A 19844-nucleotide genomic window follows, 5' to 3' on the forward strand; every position below is an offset into this window, starting at 1 on the left:
CCTTAAGCGGCCACTGATTAATTACTATAACCCACGCTGAGCGAAATCTTTCAGCCGAAATCCCATTAAAGCCAATACAGCGAAATAACTACTAGCACCCGCAATGACAACTCCCATCAAACGTAGCAGGCGCAATGCCATATTACCCTGCTCCCAGGCAGGCATAACCCATAACATGGCAAATAGCACCGCAACCATGACCACAATTGCCACAGCCAGTTTCAGCAAGAAAACACCCCAGCCTGCCAGTGGTCTAAAAATCTCACGCTTACGCAATTGCCAATAGAGCATACTGGCATTGAAGCAGGCAGCTAAACCGATAGAAAGTGCCAACCCTGCATGTTTCAGGGGGCCAATAAAAGTGAGGTTCATTAACTGAGTCAAGATCAACGTCGCAATTGCAATTTTAACCGGTGTTTTAATATCCTGACGGGCATAAAAACCCGGTGCAAGGATTTTAACGACAATCAATCCCATTAAACCAAAGCAGTAAGCGATTAATGCCCGTTGAGTCATTTCTGCATCAAAAGCAGAAAAATTGCCATATTGAAAGAGTGATACGGTTAAGGGTTTTGCTAAGATCCCTAACGCAACGGCACACGGCAGAGCTAACAAAAAGCAAAGGCGCAATCCCCAATCCATTAAGCGCCGATATTCCTGATGATCCCCATTGGCAAAACTTTTTGCCAATGAAGGCAGCAAAATAGTACCTAATGCGACGCCCAATACGCCCGAAGGCAACTCCATTAATCGGTCAGCGTAATACATCCATGACACGGAGCCAGAAATCAAAAAGGAAGCAAAAATGGTATTAATAATCAATGAAATCTGACTGACTGAAACCCCAAAAATAGCCGGCCCCATCTGGCGCATCACTCGCCATACACCGCTATCACGCAGAGCGATCCGAGGCAATACCAGCATACCTATCTTTTTCAGGTGAGGAAGTTGATAAATCAATTGCAAAAAACCACCGGCAATCACAGCCCAGGCTAATGCCATCACGGGAGGATGACAATAAGGTGCAACAAACAATGAAAAGACGATCATGCTGATATTAAGCAATGTAGGAGCAAAGGCAGGCACAGAGAAGCGATTCCACGTATTAAGCACCGCACCGGCCAAAGAAGCTAATGAGATCAAAAAAATGTAGGGAAACGTAATTCTGAGTAGATCACGGGTTAAGGCGAACTTATCCGGTGTATCGGTAAACCCCGGCGCTGTTACATAGATGATCCAGGGTGCAGCAATGACACCTATCACGGTAACTATCGCTAAAATCAGTGTCAGCATCCCTGATACATACGCGATAAAGGTACGGGTTGCTTCATCTCCCTGCTGATTTTTATATTCAGCCAGAATAGGCACAAAGGCTTGTGAGAAAGCGCCCTCAGCAAAAATACGGCGCAACAAATTAGGCAATTTGAAAGCAACGAAAAAAGCATCTGTCGCCAGGCCAGCACCAAATATACGGGCGATAATGGCATCACGAATAAAGCCCAGGACGCGGGAAAACATCGTCATTGAGCTAACCGCTGCCAGTGATTTCAGTAAATTCATGGTATTTTCTAACATTGATTTTTATGAAATGAACATAAAAGACACACAGATATCAACGCAAAAAATCAAAATAATATCTTTTTATATCAATTAATTACATTCATTTCAAAGTTGAAAAGGTTCAAGGGACAATCTACATACAACCAAATGATTTTACAAGATATTAATTTTTTTGATGACCAGAGGTTACCCACAACCTTCAAGTATACGCGATGATGTACAAACGTGTTACGCTCTAACCTCTGACGGCGTGTGCCATCTTCAATGATGGAGAGGGGTTGATTAAACGCGTAGCGCTCGACCAGTGTCACCGCTTCAGTGATGTACCCTTGGCCTGTTTTTTCTGTGTCCAACCAATACCCTAATTCGAAGTAAGGAACGGCGGCATCCCTTATAATAAACCCCACGACACCGATAAAAGACTGGTTGCGCTTTTCGATGACGTTAAACCAAAACGCCTCGGTAAAATGGTGGTAGTTATCGATGGCGATTTGTATATTGTTTTCCAGCTCTTGCAACGTTAATAACTCAGTCACCCAAGGCAAAAACGTTGCCAGCTCAGTCTGACTATTGGTGATAACTCGCTACATAGATTCGGTGTACTTCTTCGAAGGGGGGAATAACGCTATTCTTGCACTTTCCATGGTAACTCCCATTCAATAGAGTGGAATCGTTATATTTCCTTTATCTGAAAAAGCTGCAATATTAAAATTAATTTAGTCTAAACAGACTTTTTAATTTAGTATTAAAATTAAACTTAATGATTCTTTGGATGAAGTCAAACTAAAATGAGAAAAATAACCCTATACTTGTCAAGCTGATTGCCAACATATTTTTCAATATTTAAATAATGATAATAAGGGGTGAAAGTAATGTCATTGAATGGTGCCATCAAAATCAATGAACACGCAGTATTTCGTCATTAGCTGAAACCCAGTGCAAGCCAACAATTGTGGGTAATTGATGCTTATTCATTGGTATTAGCAGGGCTCTTAGTGTCTATGGGAAGCATAGGTTATCGCGCTTTATTATTGTTTGGTTCGCTAGGATTCACGGTTGTTTCGGTTTTAACTGCGCTATCGACCTCCCCAGCACAGCTGATTGCAGGGCGAGCGATGCTTGGATTTTTCGGTGCGATGTTAATGCCTTCAACATTAGCATTAATCAGCACGCTTTTTAAGAACCGTGAACAACGTTGTTTCTCTGTCGCCATTTAATTAATAGATTCTGCTGCCTATTCTTTTACAAACGCGATCCATATCACCAGTTGGTTAACCGTCGTATTAACGGGTATCGTCGTTTTTATCTCCTGGTATCTACTGAAAGCACAGAAAACCAAATGAACTGAATGTGACTGCATCACCACCGGTCACTGTAATAAATCGGCCAGCTTTATCACATGGACGATATGACGATATAAAGCACGCGACTATCCCCATAATAAAGAAAACCGCTCGCTTTAACGTGAGCGGTTTACACCGAAGCGCAACCTTCGATTCAAAGCAAAATGACTGTTAAACCCATCGGAGGCAAAAAAGCTTAGTTTCGCCGGTTTGTTTTAGTATTTTACCTAGTTTTATCATGTCCTCTACATAACGATGACGAGGATCACTATCAGGCCAGTTAAACCAAGAAACCATACATGTATTATTTCCATGTTTGGTTTTATATCCAGGGGTACCAATATTGAAAGTTTCGTTATCAACAGTAATATACAAATTTTTCTTCAATAATTCATTCACCTCTTGCTCATTACCGATATCAGCAGTCAACACGGCCAAAGTTATTGCCTTTTGCTTTCCTTCTTCCTGCAACATGAACATCTGGATACCAGTAATTCCTATTTTATTTAGAGGCATCTCTATTAATGTACCAAAATAACTCGTGGGACCAGTCCAATCTGATACGCCAACATATCCCCACTGCCAAGGAGTCTCACTATTATTAGCCTTAACGCCTAATTTAATCTCAAAAGCCAGCATACTTCCCCCCGGACATCCCGAGATAGCCCTCACATCTTCCCAGTCGCAGGCCGTCAAATCATCCTGTGTGGGTGTCCACACTTGTTCATTATCTTTATCAACGACCCAAATTTGAGGGGGAATATTTTTTCCATCATTACCAATCGAGCCAGGAATAAGCTTGATATATTCCTCAGAAGAATCCCAGCCCCTACGACTCACCCCCGCCCCCAAATACACCTGAATGATTGCCCACGGAAAAGAACCCACGGGAGCAACACTGTCAATCTTCGTTTGGTATTGATCCGGATCAAACGGACACTGGAGGTCAGTATTGTCCAGCTTATTCGTTTCAGACATAAATCCCTCACTTATTATTTGTTAAAGTTTAAGGTTATTTCATCCTACTAATAAACAGTCCGTTAATATTACTTAAACCAGATTTTTATCGCAATTTAATACCTATACTCGTCATTAATACACAGTAAAATAACTAATTTCGCATAAAATCTGTTTATTGGTCGAATAAGCAATTCACTGAATTGTAAATTTGAAGTTTTGTGCTGGAAAAATAGCTGATGTTCAATAAATTGGATTAGTGACTATTCAGTCACGTTTCAGTCACGTTTCAGTCACGTTTCAGTCACGTTTCAGTCATGACTTTAATTGACTGATAATAATCGGTGTTTAAATAGCGCACAATGATTTTATCATACATTCATAATAAAATCGGAGACTGTAATAAATAACATGACTTTATCATATGGTCGATATAAAGCACACCACTATCCCCATAAAAAGAAAACCGCTCACTTTAACGTGAGCGATTTACCCCGAAGCACAACCTTCGATTCAAAGCAAAATGACTGTTAAACCCACCGGAGGCAAAAAAGCTTAGTTTCGCCGGTTTGTTTTAGTATTTCACCGAGTTTTTTTATGTCCTCTGCATAACGATGACGAGGATCACTATCAGGCCAATTAGTCATATTAGCCCAGTTAACCCAACACGTATTATTTCCAGATTTGAATGTATGTCCATCTGGAGACCCAATATTGAAAGTTTTGTTATCAACAGTGATATACAAATTTTTCATCAATAATTCATTCACCTCCTGCTCATTACTGGTATCAGCAGTCAACACGGCCAAACCTATTATCTTTTCTTCCTGCAACAGAAAATTCTGGATACCAGTAATTCCTATTTTATTTAGAGGCATATCTATTAATGTACCAAAATAATCCGAGGGACGAGTCCAATCTGATACACCAAAATATCCCCACCGCCAAGGAGTCTTTTTATAATTAGTCTGAACGCCTAATTTAATCTCAAAAGCCAGCATACTTCCCTCTGGACATCCCGAGATAGCCCTCACTTCCTCCCAGTCGCAGGCCATCAAATCATCCTGTGTGGGTGTCCACGCTTGTTCATTATCTTTATCAACGACCCAAATTTGAGGGGGAATATTTTTTCCATCATTGCCAATCGAGCCAGGAATAAACTTGATATATTCATCAGAAGAATCCCAGCCCCTACGACTCATCCCCGCGCCCAAATACACCTGAATGATTGCCCATGGAAAAGACCCCACAGGGGCAACACTGTTAGTCTTCACTTGGTATTGATCCGGATCAAACGGACACTGGAGGTCAGTATTGTCCAGCTTATTCATTTCAGACATAAATCCCTCACTTATTATTTGTTAAAATTCAAGGTCATTTCATCCTACTCATAAACAGCCCGTTAATATTACTTAAGCCAGATTTTTATCGCAATTGAATACCTATGCCCGTCATAAATACACAGTGAAATAACGAATTTCGCATAAAACCTGTCTATTGGTCGAATAAGCAATTCGCTGAATTGTAAATTTGAAGTTTTGTGCTGGCAAAATAGCTGATGTTCCATAAAGGGGATTAAGACCAAGGTAACCAAAATTCAACAAAGCGTGCAGAAAATCACATCATTTAAACCCGCCAAGGGTGTAAAAACTCGAGTGAAGACCAGCATATTAATTAGAAACAATAACCATTTTTTATTCTAATGACTCATATGAAAAATGTTTTTCTGATAAAATTTCGCCAACAGATTAAGGTATTTTCCTTATCAGAATACGCAGCGTTTTTGGATTAACTTACCATTTTATTCAATATATATAATAATGAAAATGTTAAGTAAAATACCCATCGCAATACACTTAACCAAATGTATTTTACACACGGAGAGTGTTAGTGAAATTTGTAATTTCAAAACATCTTATTTAAGAACAACATACCATTATAAAGAAAGAAAATAGTAAAAAATTATAAAATAAAATTATACATTTCCTAAACAGGATAGTATCCACACATTGCAAATAATGGCTGTTATGCTTAACTCAATATCAGAGAAATTATCAGATACCCTACCCTTTTTGTATGTTCCTTGCTTTGCAAGGAATGTGCGGTAGCTTTAAACAAAAGTAAGGACATCATATGGAAAGACAATTTATCGCACACAGCTCATTGTCAGGAAAATCTTTACTTTTCAAATCCCTGAAAGGGACAGAAAGATTATCAGAAGCCTACGAATTTGAGGTGCAATTATTAAGTGAGAAACGATTATCAGACCCGATATCTTTGCATAATACGGTACTCACAATAGAAATAAAAAACAAATCCACGCCAACCCGATATTTAAGCGGCTATATAGAAAAAATATCCTATGCGCCATTTTATAAATATGAGGATAGGCTCTATCTCTATACGGCGATAATCAGACCCAAACTATGGGAATTGAAACAAAGACTTGGTTATAGTATTTGGCAAGATAAAACCGTGCCAGATATTATCGCCAAGATATTGCAGGCAGCAGGCGTTTCATTTAAAAATCAACTCGTTGAAAAATATCGCACATGGGAATATTGTGTTAAACATAATGAAACCGACTTTGATTTTATTCATCGTTTAATGGAACATGAAGGGATTTATTATTATTTCAAACATGAGATGGGAAACCATACCCTAATTTTGGTTGATTCGCCTCACGCGCACCAATCTATGCCTGGCTATCAAACGATTAAATATTTCAGCATGGGTCATAACCTGACAAAAACGCTCACTGAATATATCTATAGCTGGAATATCTCCAGTATCACCATACCCAATACCTACAGTATTGATGACTATAATTTCCGTAAACCGAGAGCAAAACTCTATACTGCCGTTCAAACGCCAGCTGTTTCGACGGATAACACAGAAATGTTTATCTGGCCCGGACACTATGTCGAAAATGAGCAAGGGCAATTTTACGCCAAAGTCCGCCAGCAAGCCCACGAAGCGAAAAGTAAGTTGGTTAATGGCGAAGGCAATGTGTTAGGCATGGCACCCGGGTACATTTTCACGCTATCACTCCCGCCGGATATTAAGGGAGACGATCACGGTGACTACCTGATTACAGGGGCGCATTATACGTTTTTTGAAAAACCTTACCTGAACAACTCTACGGGTCAATTGGTTGAAGACCCCTATGATCATCTTTTAGATCTCAATAAAAACAGCATTCAATTCGATGCTATTCCGGCTAATACGCACTGGAAACCGTTGCCAATCACACCCTGGCCAAAAGTCACGGGTCTTGAAACGGCGATTGTCACTGGCCCGAAAAATAAGCAGATATGGACGGATAAATACGGTCGTATCAAAGTGAAATTCCGGTGGGATAAGGACGAAAAAAAAGATGATACCCGCTCTTGCTGGATCCGTGTTGCCACCCAATGGGCTGGCTGGCGTTATGGCAATATCTGCGTTCCTCGCGTAGGGGAAGAAGTGATTATTAGTTTTGTCAATGGCGATCCCGATAAACCCTTAGTCATCGGCAGTACTTACAACAACGAAAATATGCCCCCCTGGGAATTGCCCAAATATGAAACCCGGGTCGGCATCATGTCAAACACCAAAGGCGGAAAACACGAACAGGCAAATTACCTCTTTTTCGATGATGAACCCAAGAAGGAATTATTTGATCTGCATGCCGAGCGGAATATGAATATTTCGGTGGAAAAAGATAAAAATGTCACTATTGATGGCACTCGCACCACTGAAATAAAAAAAGAACAAAAAGACACCGTAAAAGGCAATGCCAGTTTTACTTATCAAGCAAACCATGACACAACCATTAAAGGCAAAGATACCTTAACGATCAACAATAGTCAGCAAGAGACCATTAAGAATGGCCGGAAAACCGAGATCAATGGCGGAGATACCTACAAACTTAAAGGCGATTTAAACGCAAAAATTGACGGCAAATGGGTACAGAACATTACCGGAACGACACTGATCTCAAGCCCTAGCCTGATTACGATTAAAAGTGATACCAATGTGGTGATAGATTGCCCACAGTCTATATTCTCAGCCAAATTCTGCGCTATCTCTTTAACGGCTTTGAATATTGGCCTTACCCAGTTAGCCACTTCCGTCACCAACACCAATGTGGGGATGACGAATCTTAGCGTCGGTACGACGGGGGTTTCTCTCCAGGCAACTAGCCTCGCCGTCAGTAAAACACTCACTGATGTCGCTGACAGTACAGTAAAAATCTCGCAGTCAGCAGTCAGTGTGACCAAAGCAGGGATCAAGTTATTGGCCAGCCAGTTGCATATTCTCAATTAATCAGCGTCTCTATCAGGATTTCAATGAAAATAATCAAACCGCTGCGCCTGAGTGTACTTTATCGACCTTACCGTTGGTTGCAAAAAAATCACCTTGGGATTGCCATTATGGCACTGGCGGATATGGGTCCCACGCCACGCTTGCGCCCGGAAGCGGAGCTTTGGCAACTGGCAGAAAAAGAATTGAAAACCTGTCATGGTATTATCGACTTGGCGATACCCAAACGTTATGCTGAATTTCTGGCGACCGGGAATGTCTATACCCATCATCAGGCCGATAAAACCGCGTGTGCTGCTCGTATTCAAATTGAGCAATTAGATAAGACATTATTTGCTTTCGGTGATCGCTATTGGATTGATGATGCGCCCTCGAAGCCCCAGCCCTTTGCTCAGATGCGATTAGACTGGAGTCGAGCGTTTGGCGGAAAAAATTATGCAGAAAATCCACATGGTATCGGTTTCACCCCGGAAGAGGCGGACAACGGGCTAAAACTTCACCGTTTACCCAATATCGAGGCCATGCCGCAGCGCCTGATGTCACAACGGCAATTAACATCGCAGCAGGCCCCCCCAATTCCGGCCAGTTTTTGTCCTCTGGATTTTCAATGGCCACGCCGTTTTACCCGTATCGGGAAAAAATACGACAAAACGTGGCTGGAACATGAATTTCCCGGCTTTTCTCATGATATCGATTGGCGGTTATTTAATGCCGCCCCGGAAGATCAATGGTGGCCGGGCAATGCCACCCTGCCGGAAGCCGCCGAGTGGCGCATTTGGAATATGCACCCCACCCTTCCCTTGCAAAAAGGGGTGCTGCCATCATGGAATACCCGCTGTTTTATCAAGCGATTGCGCCTTGATGAAGAGATCTTTGAAGAAGTGGTCATGCGCCAGACAACTGTGTGGTTTTTTCCCCATCTGGAACAGATGATTCTCATTTGGCATGGCAGCACGCAAATTAATGAAGATGATGCCAGGGATGTTTTACACATGGTTTCCGCCATCGAGTTACCTGATCATCCACGTCCAGAGAGCCATTATCTGCATGTTCTTGCGCAACGAATGGATAAAGAGAAAGGCGCACTCTACGCATTTCGGGAAAAAGATCTCATTCCTGAAAACATCATCGGTCCATGGGTAGATACCGAGCCGCTCATCAGTGAGACACCGTCGCCCTTACAGCAGAATTTAAAAAATCGTGAAAAACGCCTGCGTGAACAGCAACAAGAGCGACTGACGGAATATGGTCAGGATATTAATACCTTGATCCCCGTTGAAACCGAACAAATTCCCCAGCCCACACTCAGTGAGCTGCCCGAATTTATGGAAAAACTGGAGCAAGTTGCAGCCCAAAAACGGGCTGAAGCGGAGTTAAAAAAGACAGAAGCGCTTGCCAGAGCGAAAGAACAAGGTCTTGATGTTGAATCAACAACCAAGGCTCAGCCCAGAGGGCCAGAAAATCTGCATAAAATGCGGGATGCACTACGCCAGCAACAGCAGCAAATGGCGCTCAGTGATCAGGATCTGGCTCAGATGGAAAAATCCATACACACCATGTACTTATCTTCGGTACAAAAACAATCCCCTGCCCTGCGTTTAACCGGTAACCTGTCACTCATTATTCGAAAACGAGTACAACAAATCATGTTATTAGGGGGGGATTTTACGGGCATGGATTTTACGGGCGCTGATTTGTCAGAGATGGATTTACGTGGTGCCAATTTCACCCGTACTTTATTGGAAAGTGCCTGCTTTAATCACTGTCAACTGGATAAAGCCAATTTCAGTGAGGCTGTACTCGCCAGAACCGAAATTTGCAACGCCTCATTACGCGAAGCCAAATTCGATCATGCAACGCTGGCACTGGCTAAATGTGAGCAAAGCGATTTTTCGTCTGCCAGTTTCGTTGAAACACAGCTACAAGAAACCCGCTTTCATCATTGCCGCTTTAACCATGTCACCTTTAGCGATCTGCTCCTGCAACAGATCTTTATCACACATTGCGATTTCCAGTATTCGCAATGGCAGGATTGCACGTTTATGGAACTCGAACTGCCAGCGCTGACATTCAATCACGCCACGCTGAATAAAGTTGCATTTATTCAATGCAAGCTGCAACACGCGGTTTTTGATCACGCAGCGCTAGAAAGCTGTTCATGGGTGGAAACACAAGCAAAGGGTATCCGCTTTCATTCTGCTAAGTTATTGACCTGCGCATTTGCCATGAACAGTGAGCTGAATCAGGCCGATTTCAGCCACGCGACATTAACAGAATGTAACTTGCGTCAAATGCCGCTGGTTCAAGCCAAATTCTATGCCACCACGCTGAATAACAGTGACTTCAGTGAGGCGAATTGCCAGTTTGCCGATATGCAGTACCTCAATGCAGCAAAAAGTCTCTTTATCAGAACCGATTTTCAGGGCGCTCTATTGAATAACGCCAACCTTATGGGTGCGGTCATGCAAAAATGCAGTTTCAACAACACCGAATTACAGGAAGCGAATCTATTCCGTACCGATATGTCCCAATCCATTATCAGCAATTCGACTTCAATTACGAATGCTTACATTAAACGGACCAAAACCTTACCTAAACGGAATAAGGATGTAGTATGAGCTCACTGACCGCCGATGAATTAATAGACAAAATCAGCCAGGGTGAGATTATTGAAAAAATCAGTTTACGGAATATCTCCCTGATCAGACGTGATTTATCCGGGGGAATTTTCAGAGAAGTGGATTTTTCCGGGGCAGATTTTTCTCATGCGTGCATAAAAGAGTCTGTATTCAGCCATTGCCAGGCAGAAAATGCCCTTTTCAATTCAACCAGACTGGAGCAAACTGTTTTTGAACAGTGCAATCTGGCACGATCCATTTTCAATCAAAGTACCTTAACCGATAACGTATTCAATCAATCTGTTTTGGAAAGAACCCAATTTAAAGCCACAAAACAGAACAATATCCAATTTTCAGCCTGTTCCCTGGAACAGGCTGATTTCAGCCACAGCCATTTTGATCAAATAACCTTTGTTGATTCCGCAATGGCGCAAGCAAAATTGAATCATAGTCAGCTTTCTTTAGTGACCTTTTTTCGTCAGGATTTGCGAACGCTTGATTTTTCCGCCAGTGAATTTATAAAAACGGTTTTTTTTGAATGTGACCTGCGTGAGCAAGATTTTCACCAACAGACCTTTAAAGCCTGTCAATTCACGGGAAGCCAGCTTGATTCCGTCAATTTCAATCACGCCATACTGACGCATTGCAATTTTAAGGGAGCGCATTTAAAAGCCGCTTTACTCTCAAATACCAATGCAACTCAGGCATTATTTATCGAAGCCGATTTAACCCAGGCTTGCTGCAAAAACAGTCAGTTTGAGCAAGCCCTTTTTATCGGTGCCCGCCTGGCATTTGCTGACTTCCGACACAGCAATCTCGGGTTAGCTATCATGCATAAAGTCCAGGCAGAGCATACGCAATTCACCGGCTGTCAGCTGCCTTACGCTGATTTTTCCTATGCAAACGTCAGCCACAGCGATTTTCGCACCGCTGACTTTACGAGAACGCTTTTTCATCGTGCTCAACAGGTTGGAACATTGTTCTCTGATCGCCAGGGTATTCTGGAAAATGATCCTGAACTGTTTGCCGCGGAAGAGTGGAGTATGCACCATAACAAGATTTAATCAGGAGCATCAAAATGACCAAGACTGCTTATGCGCTTCCCTCATCCCCCCTACCCACTGAACCCTTGCAGCAAATGACAGGCCAGATCGTGAATATTCTCCATGATGGCGGCTTTATGGCAGAAAGTGAAAACAAGCGGGGATGGCATTGCCGACAAGCGGCAAGTTGCCTACTGACACCGGGTATCGGGGATACCGTACTCATGACGAAAATCAATCACCAGCTCTGGATATTAGCCATATTAGAACGGACAGAACAACAGCAGGTCGCTGAAATCAACGTCCCCGGTGATCTTTTAATTACCTCACAGGGAAATTTAAGCATGAACAGCGATGGGCTGACTATCACCGCGAATAATGGCAATTGCCATATCCATGAAATGCAGTACAGCGGCGAATCACTGTCGGCCTGGGTTTCCGTTACCCGTCTGGTCGGCAATCAGTTTGAATCGCTCTGGAAAACAGTCACCCAACTGAGTCACCGCCTGTTTCGCCATACGACACAAACAGAGCAGGTTCATGCAGGTCAGTTGGATATGAAGGCCGAAGGCTATGCCCGGTTACATGGTCAACAAACGATTGTGACCGCAAAAGCCATCACCAAAATCGATGCAGAACAAATTCATATCGGATAAGAGGAAAATCATGTTTGCGAATACTCAAAGTGGTGGGATGGATATGGCCGCCCCGGATGTTTGTCTGACCCCGATGTTTTCCATTGTACCCATACCCTATCCCAATATGGCTCAAGGTACGATGGGGGTTAGTAATGCCCTCAGTGTCCTGTTTGCGGGGTGTCCGGCGCATAATATGGCAACCAATATCCCCCTAACAACTGGCGATAATCCCGGTGTCAGCGGAGGGGTCGCTTCCGGTACAGTCATGGGACCCGCCCGTCATGTTATGGGTGCCAATTCTGTTTTGCTCAAAGGAACACCCGCCACTCGGTTATCCAGTTCCACGATGCAAAATTCAACGAACGCAATGGGGTGTCGCATTGTCCCCAGCCAAACTAAGGTGCTTATTCTCTCCTCCTGACACCTGACATCGTGTTGACGTCTGAATATGTCCTGGCGAATATTATGACAATATCCCTTTTATTAAAGGAACGCTGTTTAAAAACAATCAATCCCATCAGATTACGGCGGAAAAGCATTTTTCTATCGACAATATTGATGATTATCGTGATGGCGACAATCACCGGCTGTTCATCATCAGAGGAAAAATTGCCGGCTTATAAATTCATTTTCAATACTGAGTCGACAATAAATGATTCAGCTCCGATAAAAATTGATCTGTTTTTATTGAGAGCAAGTGAAGAATTTATGGCTGCCGATTTTTTTTCGCTGCAAAATAATGCGAAAGATGTATTAGGTGATAAACTGGTTAATGAAGGATCGTTATTTATACGACCTTCCCAATCTACTCACTGTTTATTGAAAAAGAATCTACCGGAGGCCAATTACATCGGACTCGTCGCTGAATATAAAATATTGAACGGTAAGAAGTGGCGTACTTCATTTCCCGTTCCTGTACCGGAAAAACCTTCTTTTTATGAGTTCTGGCGTTCTCCTTCTGACGAATTACATGTGTGCGTAAAAGTCACTCCTCAAGGTTTAACTCTGATTAAAGAATGTAATTTAAGTTGTGCGGCAGGAGTTGAAAAAAATAATGAATAAAACAGAAAAAGTTATCTGGACAGAGGGAATGTTTTTACGCCCTCATCATTTTCAGCAGGCTGAAAATTATCTGGAAGCCTATATTCGTGATTGGGGAAAAGCACAATCGCCTTATTATTGGGGCTTTTTAACCTTGGAATTGGATCAAGAATTACTGAATCAAGGAAAAGTCAGCCTGACCTCGGCCAGCGGTATTTTTCCTGACGGAACACCTTTTAGTTTTGATGCCACCCATGCCCCTACGCCCTTGAAGCTGAGTGACAATCAGTCAGACAGCCGCGTTGTTTTGGCCTTGCCGACATTTCGCCGGGGGAAAGAAGAAGTCATTTTCAGTGAAAAAAGTGACTCTTTGGCGCGTTTTATCAGCGTTGAAGTTGAAGTCAATGATTTTAACGCGATGTCCGTCGGTAGCGCGGCAATCCAGTTCGGAAAAATGCGTTTGCGTCTGATGCTGGAGTCTGACTTAACGCCGGAGTGGACGGCGTTGGACATTGTACATGTTATGAATAAAACGAGTGACAAAAAACTCCACCTTAATTCGCTTTTTATTCCTGCCCTGCTCAATTGCCATGCCAACCCGAAAATCACAGGGTTTATCAATGATATACAGGATTTACTGGAACAACGGCGCCAACAGATCAGCCAGCGTCTGCTCCAGTTGGGGCGCTACAATGATTCTGAGATTATGGACTTTCTCTTACTGTCACTTTTAAACCGCTATAGCGGTCAAGTGGCGCATATACGGCATTTATCATTACTGCATCCAGAACGGTTATTCAGTGAATGGCTCCAGTTTGCGACAGAGCTGGCGACATTCTCCCAAAACCGGGTCCCCGAAGAGCACTTACCGCTTTATGATCATGACAATTTAACCCAGTGTTTTAATCAACTCATGTTCCTGCTGCGTCAAGGGTTATCCATTATCCTGGAAGAACATGCTATCCAGTTGCCATTAACAGAATATTCTCACGGTCTGAATATCGCAACATTACCCGATGCCGGGATGATCTCGATGTTCAGCTTTATTCTGGCCGTCCACGCTGACATCGCCAATGAGATGCTGGCGAGTAATTTTCCGGCACAAATGAAAATTGCGCCCGTTGGCCGCATACGTGAATTGGTTCAGTTGCAATTACCGGGTATTCCTCTGCGGGCCATGCCGTCTGTCCCCAGACAAATTCCCTGGCATTCAGGTTATCTCTATTTCGAACTGGAAAAAGAGGGAGAAATGTGGAAACAGATGGAAAAATCCAGTGGCTTTGCATTACATCTGGCCGGTGAGTTTCCTGGTTTGAATATCGAATTTTGGGCGATTCGTAATCAAGAAAAATCGAGGTAATGAAGCCAATGACGCAGAAGAAAAGGGCTCAAGAAAAGCAGAAAACGGAACATGATGTGCTGACTGGGGAGCCCCATCATAACCCCTTGGTTTCCGCCGCTAATCCACTATTAAATACGATCCCTCAGATTCGGCATTCGGTTTCTCATCCTGATCCTACCAACTTACGTCAGCAACTCATCAACGAAATCCGGCACTTTGAAGTGGCGTGTCAACATGCCAGACTGCCCTATGAAGTGATCATTGGTGCACGCTACTGTTTATGCACCGCATTGGACGAAGCCGCAGCACTCACTCCCTGGGGGCTGCGCAGCGTATGGTCAGGAAGTGGTCTGCTGGTCACGTTTCACAATGAAACCTGGGGCGGCGAAAAATTTTTCCAGCTATTAGCCAAATTGTCACAAAACCCCGGCGATAACTTATTTCTCTTAGAACTGATTAATTTTTGTCTCCAGCTTGGCTTTGAAGGACGCTATCGTGTCATGGATAACGGCCGCACCCAACTGGATACCGTAAAACAACGCTTGTTTCAGTTAATACGTTCAGTCAAAGGAAGTCATTCCATTGCGTTATCAAAAAAAATACAGCCGATTACCCTACCGAGAAAATCCTGGCGTTTTTCTCTGTCAGTATGGATTTCGACGACCATCTTAAGCCTTTTGGTGTGTATCCTGTATATCGGACTCAATTTTCGCTTGAATGACACCCTCAATCCCGTGTTGGCAAAAATCTACCAGACCAATTTACCCAATGTGACCGTCAGTGATCATACGTTGCCCGCGATAACGCCGTCCCTGACGCTGCACCGACTGCTACAAGAGGACATCAATGCGGAATTATTGCATATCACGGAGATGCCGGACAAAAGCGTCATCACGTTAAAAGGCGACGGGTTATTCAAATCCAGTTCGATACGGATCGAAAATCGTTATCTGGCGGTTCTCAAGCACATCGCTGAGGCACTGAATCATTTTGACGGAAAAATTCTGGTGGTCGGATATACTGATAATGTTCCTATCCATTCCGGTTATTCGCGTTTTACCTCCAATTATGCGTTATCGCTGGCCAGGGCGATATCCGTCAAAAAAGCGCTGCAACGTTATCTGAACCAACCTGACAGAATTCAGACAGAAGGAAGAGGTGCCAATGACCCTTTAGTACCCAATAATACTGCCAGTAACCGGGCCAAAAACAGACGAGTCGAAATCACACTGTTAGCTTCCCCACTCAATCACACGATGTCAGGAAACTAAAATATGCTGAATGTCCTGCTCGCTATCATTACCAGCAGATTAACGTGGAGTTTTCTCGGAATAACAGCAACGTCTTTTGCTATCTGGTTTATTGGGCCTCTGGTTTCCGTCAATAAAACAGTGCCTTTGGCATCGCATTTCGCCCGAATCATAACCATTGCTTTTTTCTTTTTGGTTTGGCTTTTAGGTCAGGTGATCCCTCGGTTATATCGTTCATGGCTTAACCGAAAAATCGTTCACCAATTGAATATCACTCAGGATGAGGCGGAGACAGAAAATAAGCAGCATGAGAGTTATATTACATTGGCAGAGCGTTTTTCAGAGGCGGCAAAGTTACTGAAAAAAGCCTATTTTTCGGGTTTATATCACAAAAAAAAACCAGGCTGGCTGAACCTTTTTAACCGCCAATATATTTATCAATTACCCTGGTATCTGGTCATTGGCGCCCCCGGCTCAGGCAAAACAACCGCGCTGGCGAACTCGGGTCTGCATTTTCCATTATCGGATTATTTGGGTAAATCCGCGCTGCACAGTATGAAAGGCATGGATAGCTGCAACTGGTGGTTGACCAATAAAGCGGTTTTACTCGATACCGCCGGTCGCTATATCACACAAAATAGTTTTCCTCGGCAATCGGCTGATGAATGGCAAAATTTTATCCGGTTGCTGAAAAAATATCGGGCACGCCAACCGCTCAATGGGGTCATTGTGACGATCAGTGTGGAAGATTTACTCAATCCTTCGGCTGAAAAACGGGATAAGCAAGCCTATCTGTTACGCAGGCGTCTCTCTGAATTACATGAACAACTTAAGATCCAACTGCCGATTTATGTGATGGTCACTAAAACCGATTTATTGAAAGGGTTTAGTGCTTATTTCGCCCATCTTGACAAAAAGTCCCGGGAGCAAATTTGGGGGTTTAATTTTCCGTGGGATAAAAAGATGGATTTTGATCTGCATAACATTTTTGAACAACAATATCGCCAATTGCAACAACGGTTGGATGCTGAATTGCCCTCAATTCTGTTAAATGGGCACCATGCACGGCAATGTGCTGAAAGTTACCTGTTCCCGCAAGAATTTGCGGCGTTGCGTCCATTAATCACACAATACCTCGACATCGTATTCGCCACATCAGGATTTGAAACCCCCTACTATCCACGGGGACTCTATTTCACCAGCGGAACGCAGGAAGGGGTTCCCTTAGACACGGTGATGACGCAACTGAATCATCGTTTTCAGTTACCCACGGATAATAATAGTGACGCGATGTCATGGGGGAATGATAAAGGCATTATTCACGCCCCCCCACCCCGGGAAACCTATTTCCTGAAAAATTTACTGGAGACGATTTTTCAGGAAGCTGGCATCGCCGGTTATAACCGCTGGTGGATGTATCGAAAATATCTTTTGGATGGCTTAGGCTATATTATTTCAGTTTCGATACTGGTATCAGTGACTAATTTACTTTTAACCAGCTATGAAAATAACAAAAATTATCTGCTGGAAGTAGAAAGCAAAATTCCGCTTATTGTGCAACAGGGCGATGAATTAAATCATCATGCTGATGATATTTATTCCCTGTTACCCATTTTAAATAGTCTGGCTCAGTTAAATAAAAGCGCCTATTTTTCGTTAGACGATCCCCCCTTATCCTATAAGATGGGATTGTATGCCGGTGAGCAGGTCAATGATGCCAGCCAATCGCTGTATCGAAAAGCGCTGCAAACCTTATTGCTGCCTCAAATAGCCACCATCATTACTCACCAACTGCATCAGAATATTGAAAATGACAATAATAATGATGACAGGCAAGATGGCGAAAACAGCGATGATATCGCAGAGGCAGATAATGATAACGCAGGGATAACCTACAATACGTTAAAGGCGTATCAAATGTTATATCAGCCTAAACATTATGATGGCCAATTTTTGCATGACTGGATCATGCAATATTTAAAAACCCACTTAAAAGCCGAAACTACGCAAGAACAATTACAACAAATTGATGAACATATCAGCCAGTTGCTGAATAACCAGGTTGTCACCTCACCCTTTATTCGTGATGATGCTCTGGTCGAAAAAAAACAAGCCTTCATCAGCCGAACGCCACCCGCACAACGTGCTTATAACTATTTAAAATACAAATTAATCAATGATCCCAATTTAACGCCAGTCAATCTGAACACACTGGCGGGATCTCAGGCTGAGCTGGTTTTCTCACGCATCAGCGGCACGCCAATCACAGAAGGGTTACCGGGGATGTTCACCCCGCTCGGTTATCAGACCGGTATCGAAAAAAATCTCAGTACTTTTCTAAAGACATTGTATTCACAAGATAGTTGGGTGCTGGGGGATTATGCCAAAAAACAGACCGATAAGGAGATCAAATCCTTTGTTAAGCAGTTTTATATCAACGATTATATCTACCAATGGGATAAGTTTCTGGCGGATATCCGTTTGAGAAATATCGATAGCTTAGAGCAACGAGCCAATACCGCCCGACTGCTATCTTCTTTTGATTCACCTTTACGCAATCTTCTCATTAATGTCAGTAAAAATGTCGCACTGAGTGAGCAGAATAATAAAGTCGGACAACTCAGTCAGCTCGTGAAAGGCCAATCGGGTAATTTAACCAGATTATCGCCCAAACCGGTGCCACAACAGCTCACTCACCAAATACTGTCAAATGGTACTCAGCCAACGCCTGAGCAAGAAGTTGATACGCATTTTGCCCAAATTATCGCATTGGCGAAACCAGCAAACAAAAACAGTAAAACGATCCCTTTTGATCAAACAATCAATGAAATCAGTCAGCTATATCAATACTTAACGTCGGTACAACATGCCACCGACACCGGGATGCCCCTGCCTGACAATAAAATTATCGAGCAGTTACAAGCAACATCAGAGCGCTTACCTATTCCATTTAACAACATGATTTTTTCCCTTGCCGTCGGTGCCAGCAGCGATACTCAGCTCAGTGATATGACAAATGTCGGTAAACACTTCGACGCTGAAATCGGCAATTTCTGCAATCAGGCGATTGCCAACCGTTATCCGTTAATACCGGTCGCACAACAGGAGATCAAACCTGATGATATGGCGCACATGTTTGCCCCCGGAACCGGTTTAATGGACAGTTTTTTTCAGAAAAATTTAGAAGGTAAAGTCGATACCACACTACCAACATGGCAATTTATGCCCGGCATCAATGGCAAACCGCTGCCGGGCGGCAAGGCGTTGCTCAAGCCTTTTCAGCAGGCTCAGATTATCCGTGATACATTATTTACTCGCGGCACCCCGACACCCTTATTTCATGTCATGGTTCGCCCGATCAGCATGGATAACACGATATTGAGCATGATACTGGATGTCGATGGGCAGACATTAAAATACAGTCATGGCCCATTACTGTCCCAACTGATCGACTGGCCCGGTCCGGCCAAAACGAATCAGGTTCGCATTCAATTAAACTTAAGTGATGGGACAACCGCCAGTTTATCAACATCTGGATTTTGGGCCTTAAACCGACTGGTCAATCGCGCAAAACGGGTCTGGAATAGCCAAATCCATACTGATGATATGGGTTTACAAGCCATGTTTACTGTCAATGGGCATAATGTCGTGCTGGAATTTACCCCGAACAGTGTTTTCAGTCCGTTTCAACTCCCGGCTTTTTTCTGTCCAAATCTGGCACTGTTAAAAGCAGCCTGATAACCCTTT

At 43.2% G+C, this 19844-nt stretch carries 14 protein-coding genes; 10 read left to right on the forward strand and 4 right to left on the reverse strand.

What is annotated here, in order from left to right:
* Positions 1-24: 24 nt before the first annotated feature.
* Together murJ and XPG1_RS17040 are read right to left on the reverse strand one after the other, a co-directional pair.
* Positions 25-1560: a murein biosynthesis integral membrane protein MurJ gene (gene murJ / locus XPG1_RS08260; RefSeq protein WP_045958670.1), complete on the reverse strand. Its 1536-nt coding sequence runs from the start codon at positions 1558-1560 to the stop codon at positions 25-27.
* Between the two features lie 86 nt (positions 1561-1646).
* Positions 1647-2138, reverse strand: a complete 492-nt coding sequence (locus XPG1_RS17040) for a GNAT family N-acetyltransferase (protein ID WP_366301110.1) — start codon at positions 2136-2138, stop codon at positions 1647-1649.
* Positions 2139-2486: 348 nt separating this feature from the next.
* On the opposite strand from XPG1_RS17040, the gene XPG1_RS17520 reads away from it, so the two are divergent.
* Positions 2487-2777, forward strand: a complete 291-nt coding sequence (locus XPG1_RS17520) for an MFS transporter (RefSeq protein WP_269450591.1) — start codon at positions 2487-2489, stop codon at positions 2775-2777.
* A gap of 297 nt (positions 2778-3074) precedes the next feature.
* On the opposite strand, the gene XPG1_RS08275 is transcribed toward XPG1_RS17520, so the two are convergent.
* Positions 3075-3881, reverse strand: a complete 807-nt coding sequence (locus XPG1_RS08275) for a Thoeris anti-defense Tad2 family protein (RefSeq protein ID WP_045958672.1) — start codon at positions 3879-3881, stop codon at positions 3075-3077.
* A 509-nt stretch (positions 3882-4390) separates the two neighbouring features.
* Complete coding sequence (locus XPG1_RS08280) at positions 4391-5200, reverse strand: Thoeris anti-defense Tad2 family protein (RefSeq protein WP_045958673.1); 810 nt, start codon at positions 5198-5200, stop codon at positions 4391-4393.
* 793 nt (positions 5201-5993) lie between these two features.
* On the opposite strand from XPG1_RS08280, the gene XPG1_RS08285 reads away from it, so the two are divergent.
* Genes XPG1_RS08285 through tssM form a run of 9 tightly spaced genes read left to right on the forward strand, consistent with a single transcriptional unit; the run spans position 5994 to position 19835 of the window.
* Positions 5994-8168 (forward strand): type VI secretion system Vgr family protein, encoded by a 2175-nt coding sequence (locus XPG1_RS08285; protein ID WP_045958674.1) that lies wholly within the window; start codon positions 5994-5996, stop codon positions 8166-8168.
* 23 nt (positions 8169-8191) lie between these two features.
* A complete protein-coding gene (locus XPG1_RS08290; RefSeq protein ID WP_045958675.1) occupies positions 8192-10783 on the forward strand; it encodes a DUF2169 family type VI secretion system accessory protein in 2592 nt (863 codons plus the stop codon).
* Positions 10780-11847, forward strand: coding sequence for a pentapeptide repeat-containing protein (locus tag XPG1_RS08295; RefSeq protein WP_045958676.1), 1068 nt, complete (start codon positions 10780-10782; stop codon positions 11845-11847). Before XPG1_RS08290 ends, XPG1_RS08295 begins: the two co-directional genes overlap by 4 nt.
* Positions 11848-11861: 14 nt before the next feature.
* Complete coding sequence (locus XPG1_RS08300) at positions 11862-12482, forward strand: DUF3540 domain-containing protein (RefSeq protein WP_045958677.1); 621 nt, start codon at positions 11862-11864, stop codon at positions 12480-12482.
* Between the two features lie 10 nt (positions 12483-12492).
* The gene (locus tag XPG1_RS08305; protein WP_045958678.1) at positions 12493-12885 is read left to right on the forward strand and encodes a DUF4150 domain-containing protein; all 393 of its coding nucleotides are present in this window, start codon (positions 12493-12495) and stop codon (positions 12883-12885) included.
* Positions 12886-12929: 44 nt separating this feature from the next.
* Positions 12930-13526 (forward strand): type VI secretion system lipoprotein TssJ, encoded by a 597-nt coding sequence (tssJ, locus tag XPG1_RS08310; protein ID WP_084717354.1) that lies wholly within the window; start codon positions 12930-12932, stop codon positions 13524-13526.
* Entirely contained in the window at positions 13519-14865 is a 1347-nt protein-coding gene (gene tssK / locus XPG1_RS08315; protein WP_045958679.1) for a type VI secretion system baseplate subunit TssK, read from the forward strand. The genes tssJ and tssK overlap by 8 nt, the downstream gene beginning before the upstream one ends.
* 8 nt (positions 14866-14873) lie before the next feature.
* Positions 14874-16118 (forward strand): DotU family type VI secretion system protein, encoded by a 1245-nt coding sequence (locus tag XPG1_RS08320; protein ID WP_045960580.1) that lies wholly within the window; start codon positions 14874-14876, stop codon positions 16116-16118.
* A gap of 3 nt (positions 16119-16121) precedes the next feature.
* On the forward strand, positions 16122-19835 hold the full coding sequence (tssM, locus tag XPG1_RS08325; protein ID WP_045958680.1) for a type VI secretion system membrane subunit TssM: 3714 nt from the start codon (positions 16122-16124) through the stop codon (positions 19833-19835).
* The last annotated feature ends 9 nt before the right edge of the window (positions 19836-19844 follow it).

The sequence above is a fragment of the Xenorhabdus poinarii G6 genome (assembly GCF_000968175.1).
In the GTDB taxonomy this organism is placed as follows: Bacteria; Pseudomonadota; Gammaproteobacteria; order Enterobacterales; family Enterobacteriaceae; genus Xenorhabdus; species Xenorhabdus poinarii.

Excerpts from the sequence above, each read along its gene's own strand:
- XPG1_RS08285 (WP_045958674.1), top strand. The coding sequence starts at position 5,994 with ATGGAAAGACAATTTATCGCACACAGCTCATTGTCAGGAAAATCTTTA.
- XPG1_RS08280 (WP_045958673.1), bottom strand. The coding sequence starts at position 5,200 with ATGTCTGAAATGAATAAGCTGGACAATACTGACCTCCAGTGTCCGTTT.
- tssJ (WP_084717354.1), top strand. The coding sequence starts at position 12,930 with ATGACAATATCCCTTTTATTAAAGGAACGCTGTTTAAAAACAATCAAT.
- XPG1_RS08320 (WP_045960580.1), top strand. The coding sequence starts at position 14,874 with ATGACGCAGAAGAAAAGGGCTCAAGAAAAGCAGAAAACGGAACATGAT.
- XPG1_RS08305 (WP_045958678.1), top strand. The coding sequence starts at position 12,493 with ATGTTTGCGAATACTCAAAGTGGTGGGATGGATATGGCCGCCCCGGAT.
- XPG1_RS08295 (WP_045958676.1), top strand. The coding sequence starts at position 10,780 with ATGAGCTCACTGACCGCCGATGAATTAATAGACAAAATCAGCCAGGGT.
- murJ (WP_045958670.1), bottom strand. The coding sequence starts at position 1,560 with ATGAATTTACTGAAATCACTGGCAGCGGTTAGCTCAATGACGATGTTT.
- XPG1_RS08290 (WP_045958675.1), top strand. The coding sequence starts at position 8,192 with ATGAAAATAATCAAACCGCTGCGCCTGAGTGTACTTTATCGACCTTAC.
- tssM (WP_045958680.1), top strand. The coding sequence starts at position 16,122 with ATGCTGAATGTCCTGCTCGCTATCATTACCAGCAGATTAACGTGGAGT.
- XPG1_RS08300 (WP_045958677.1), top strand. The coding sequence starts at position 11,862 with ATGACCAAGACTGCTTATGCGCTTCCCTCATCCCCCCTACCCACTGAA.
- XPG1_RS08275 (WP_045958672.1), bottom strand. The coding sequence starts at position 3,881 with ATGTCTGAAACGAATAAGCTGGACAATACTGACCTCCAGTGTCCGTTT.
- tssK (WP_045958679.1), top strand. The coding sequence starts at position 13,519 with ATGAATAAAACAGAAAAAGTTATCTGGACAGAGGGAATGTTTTTACGC.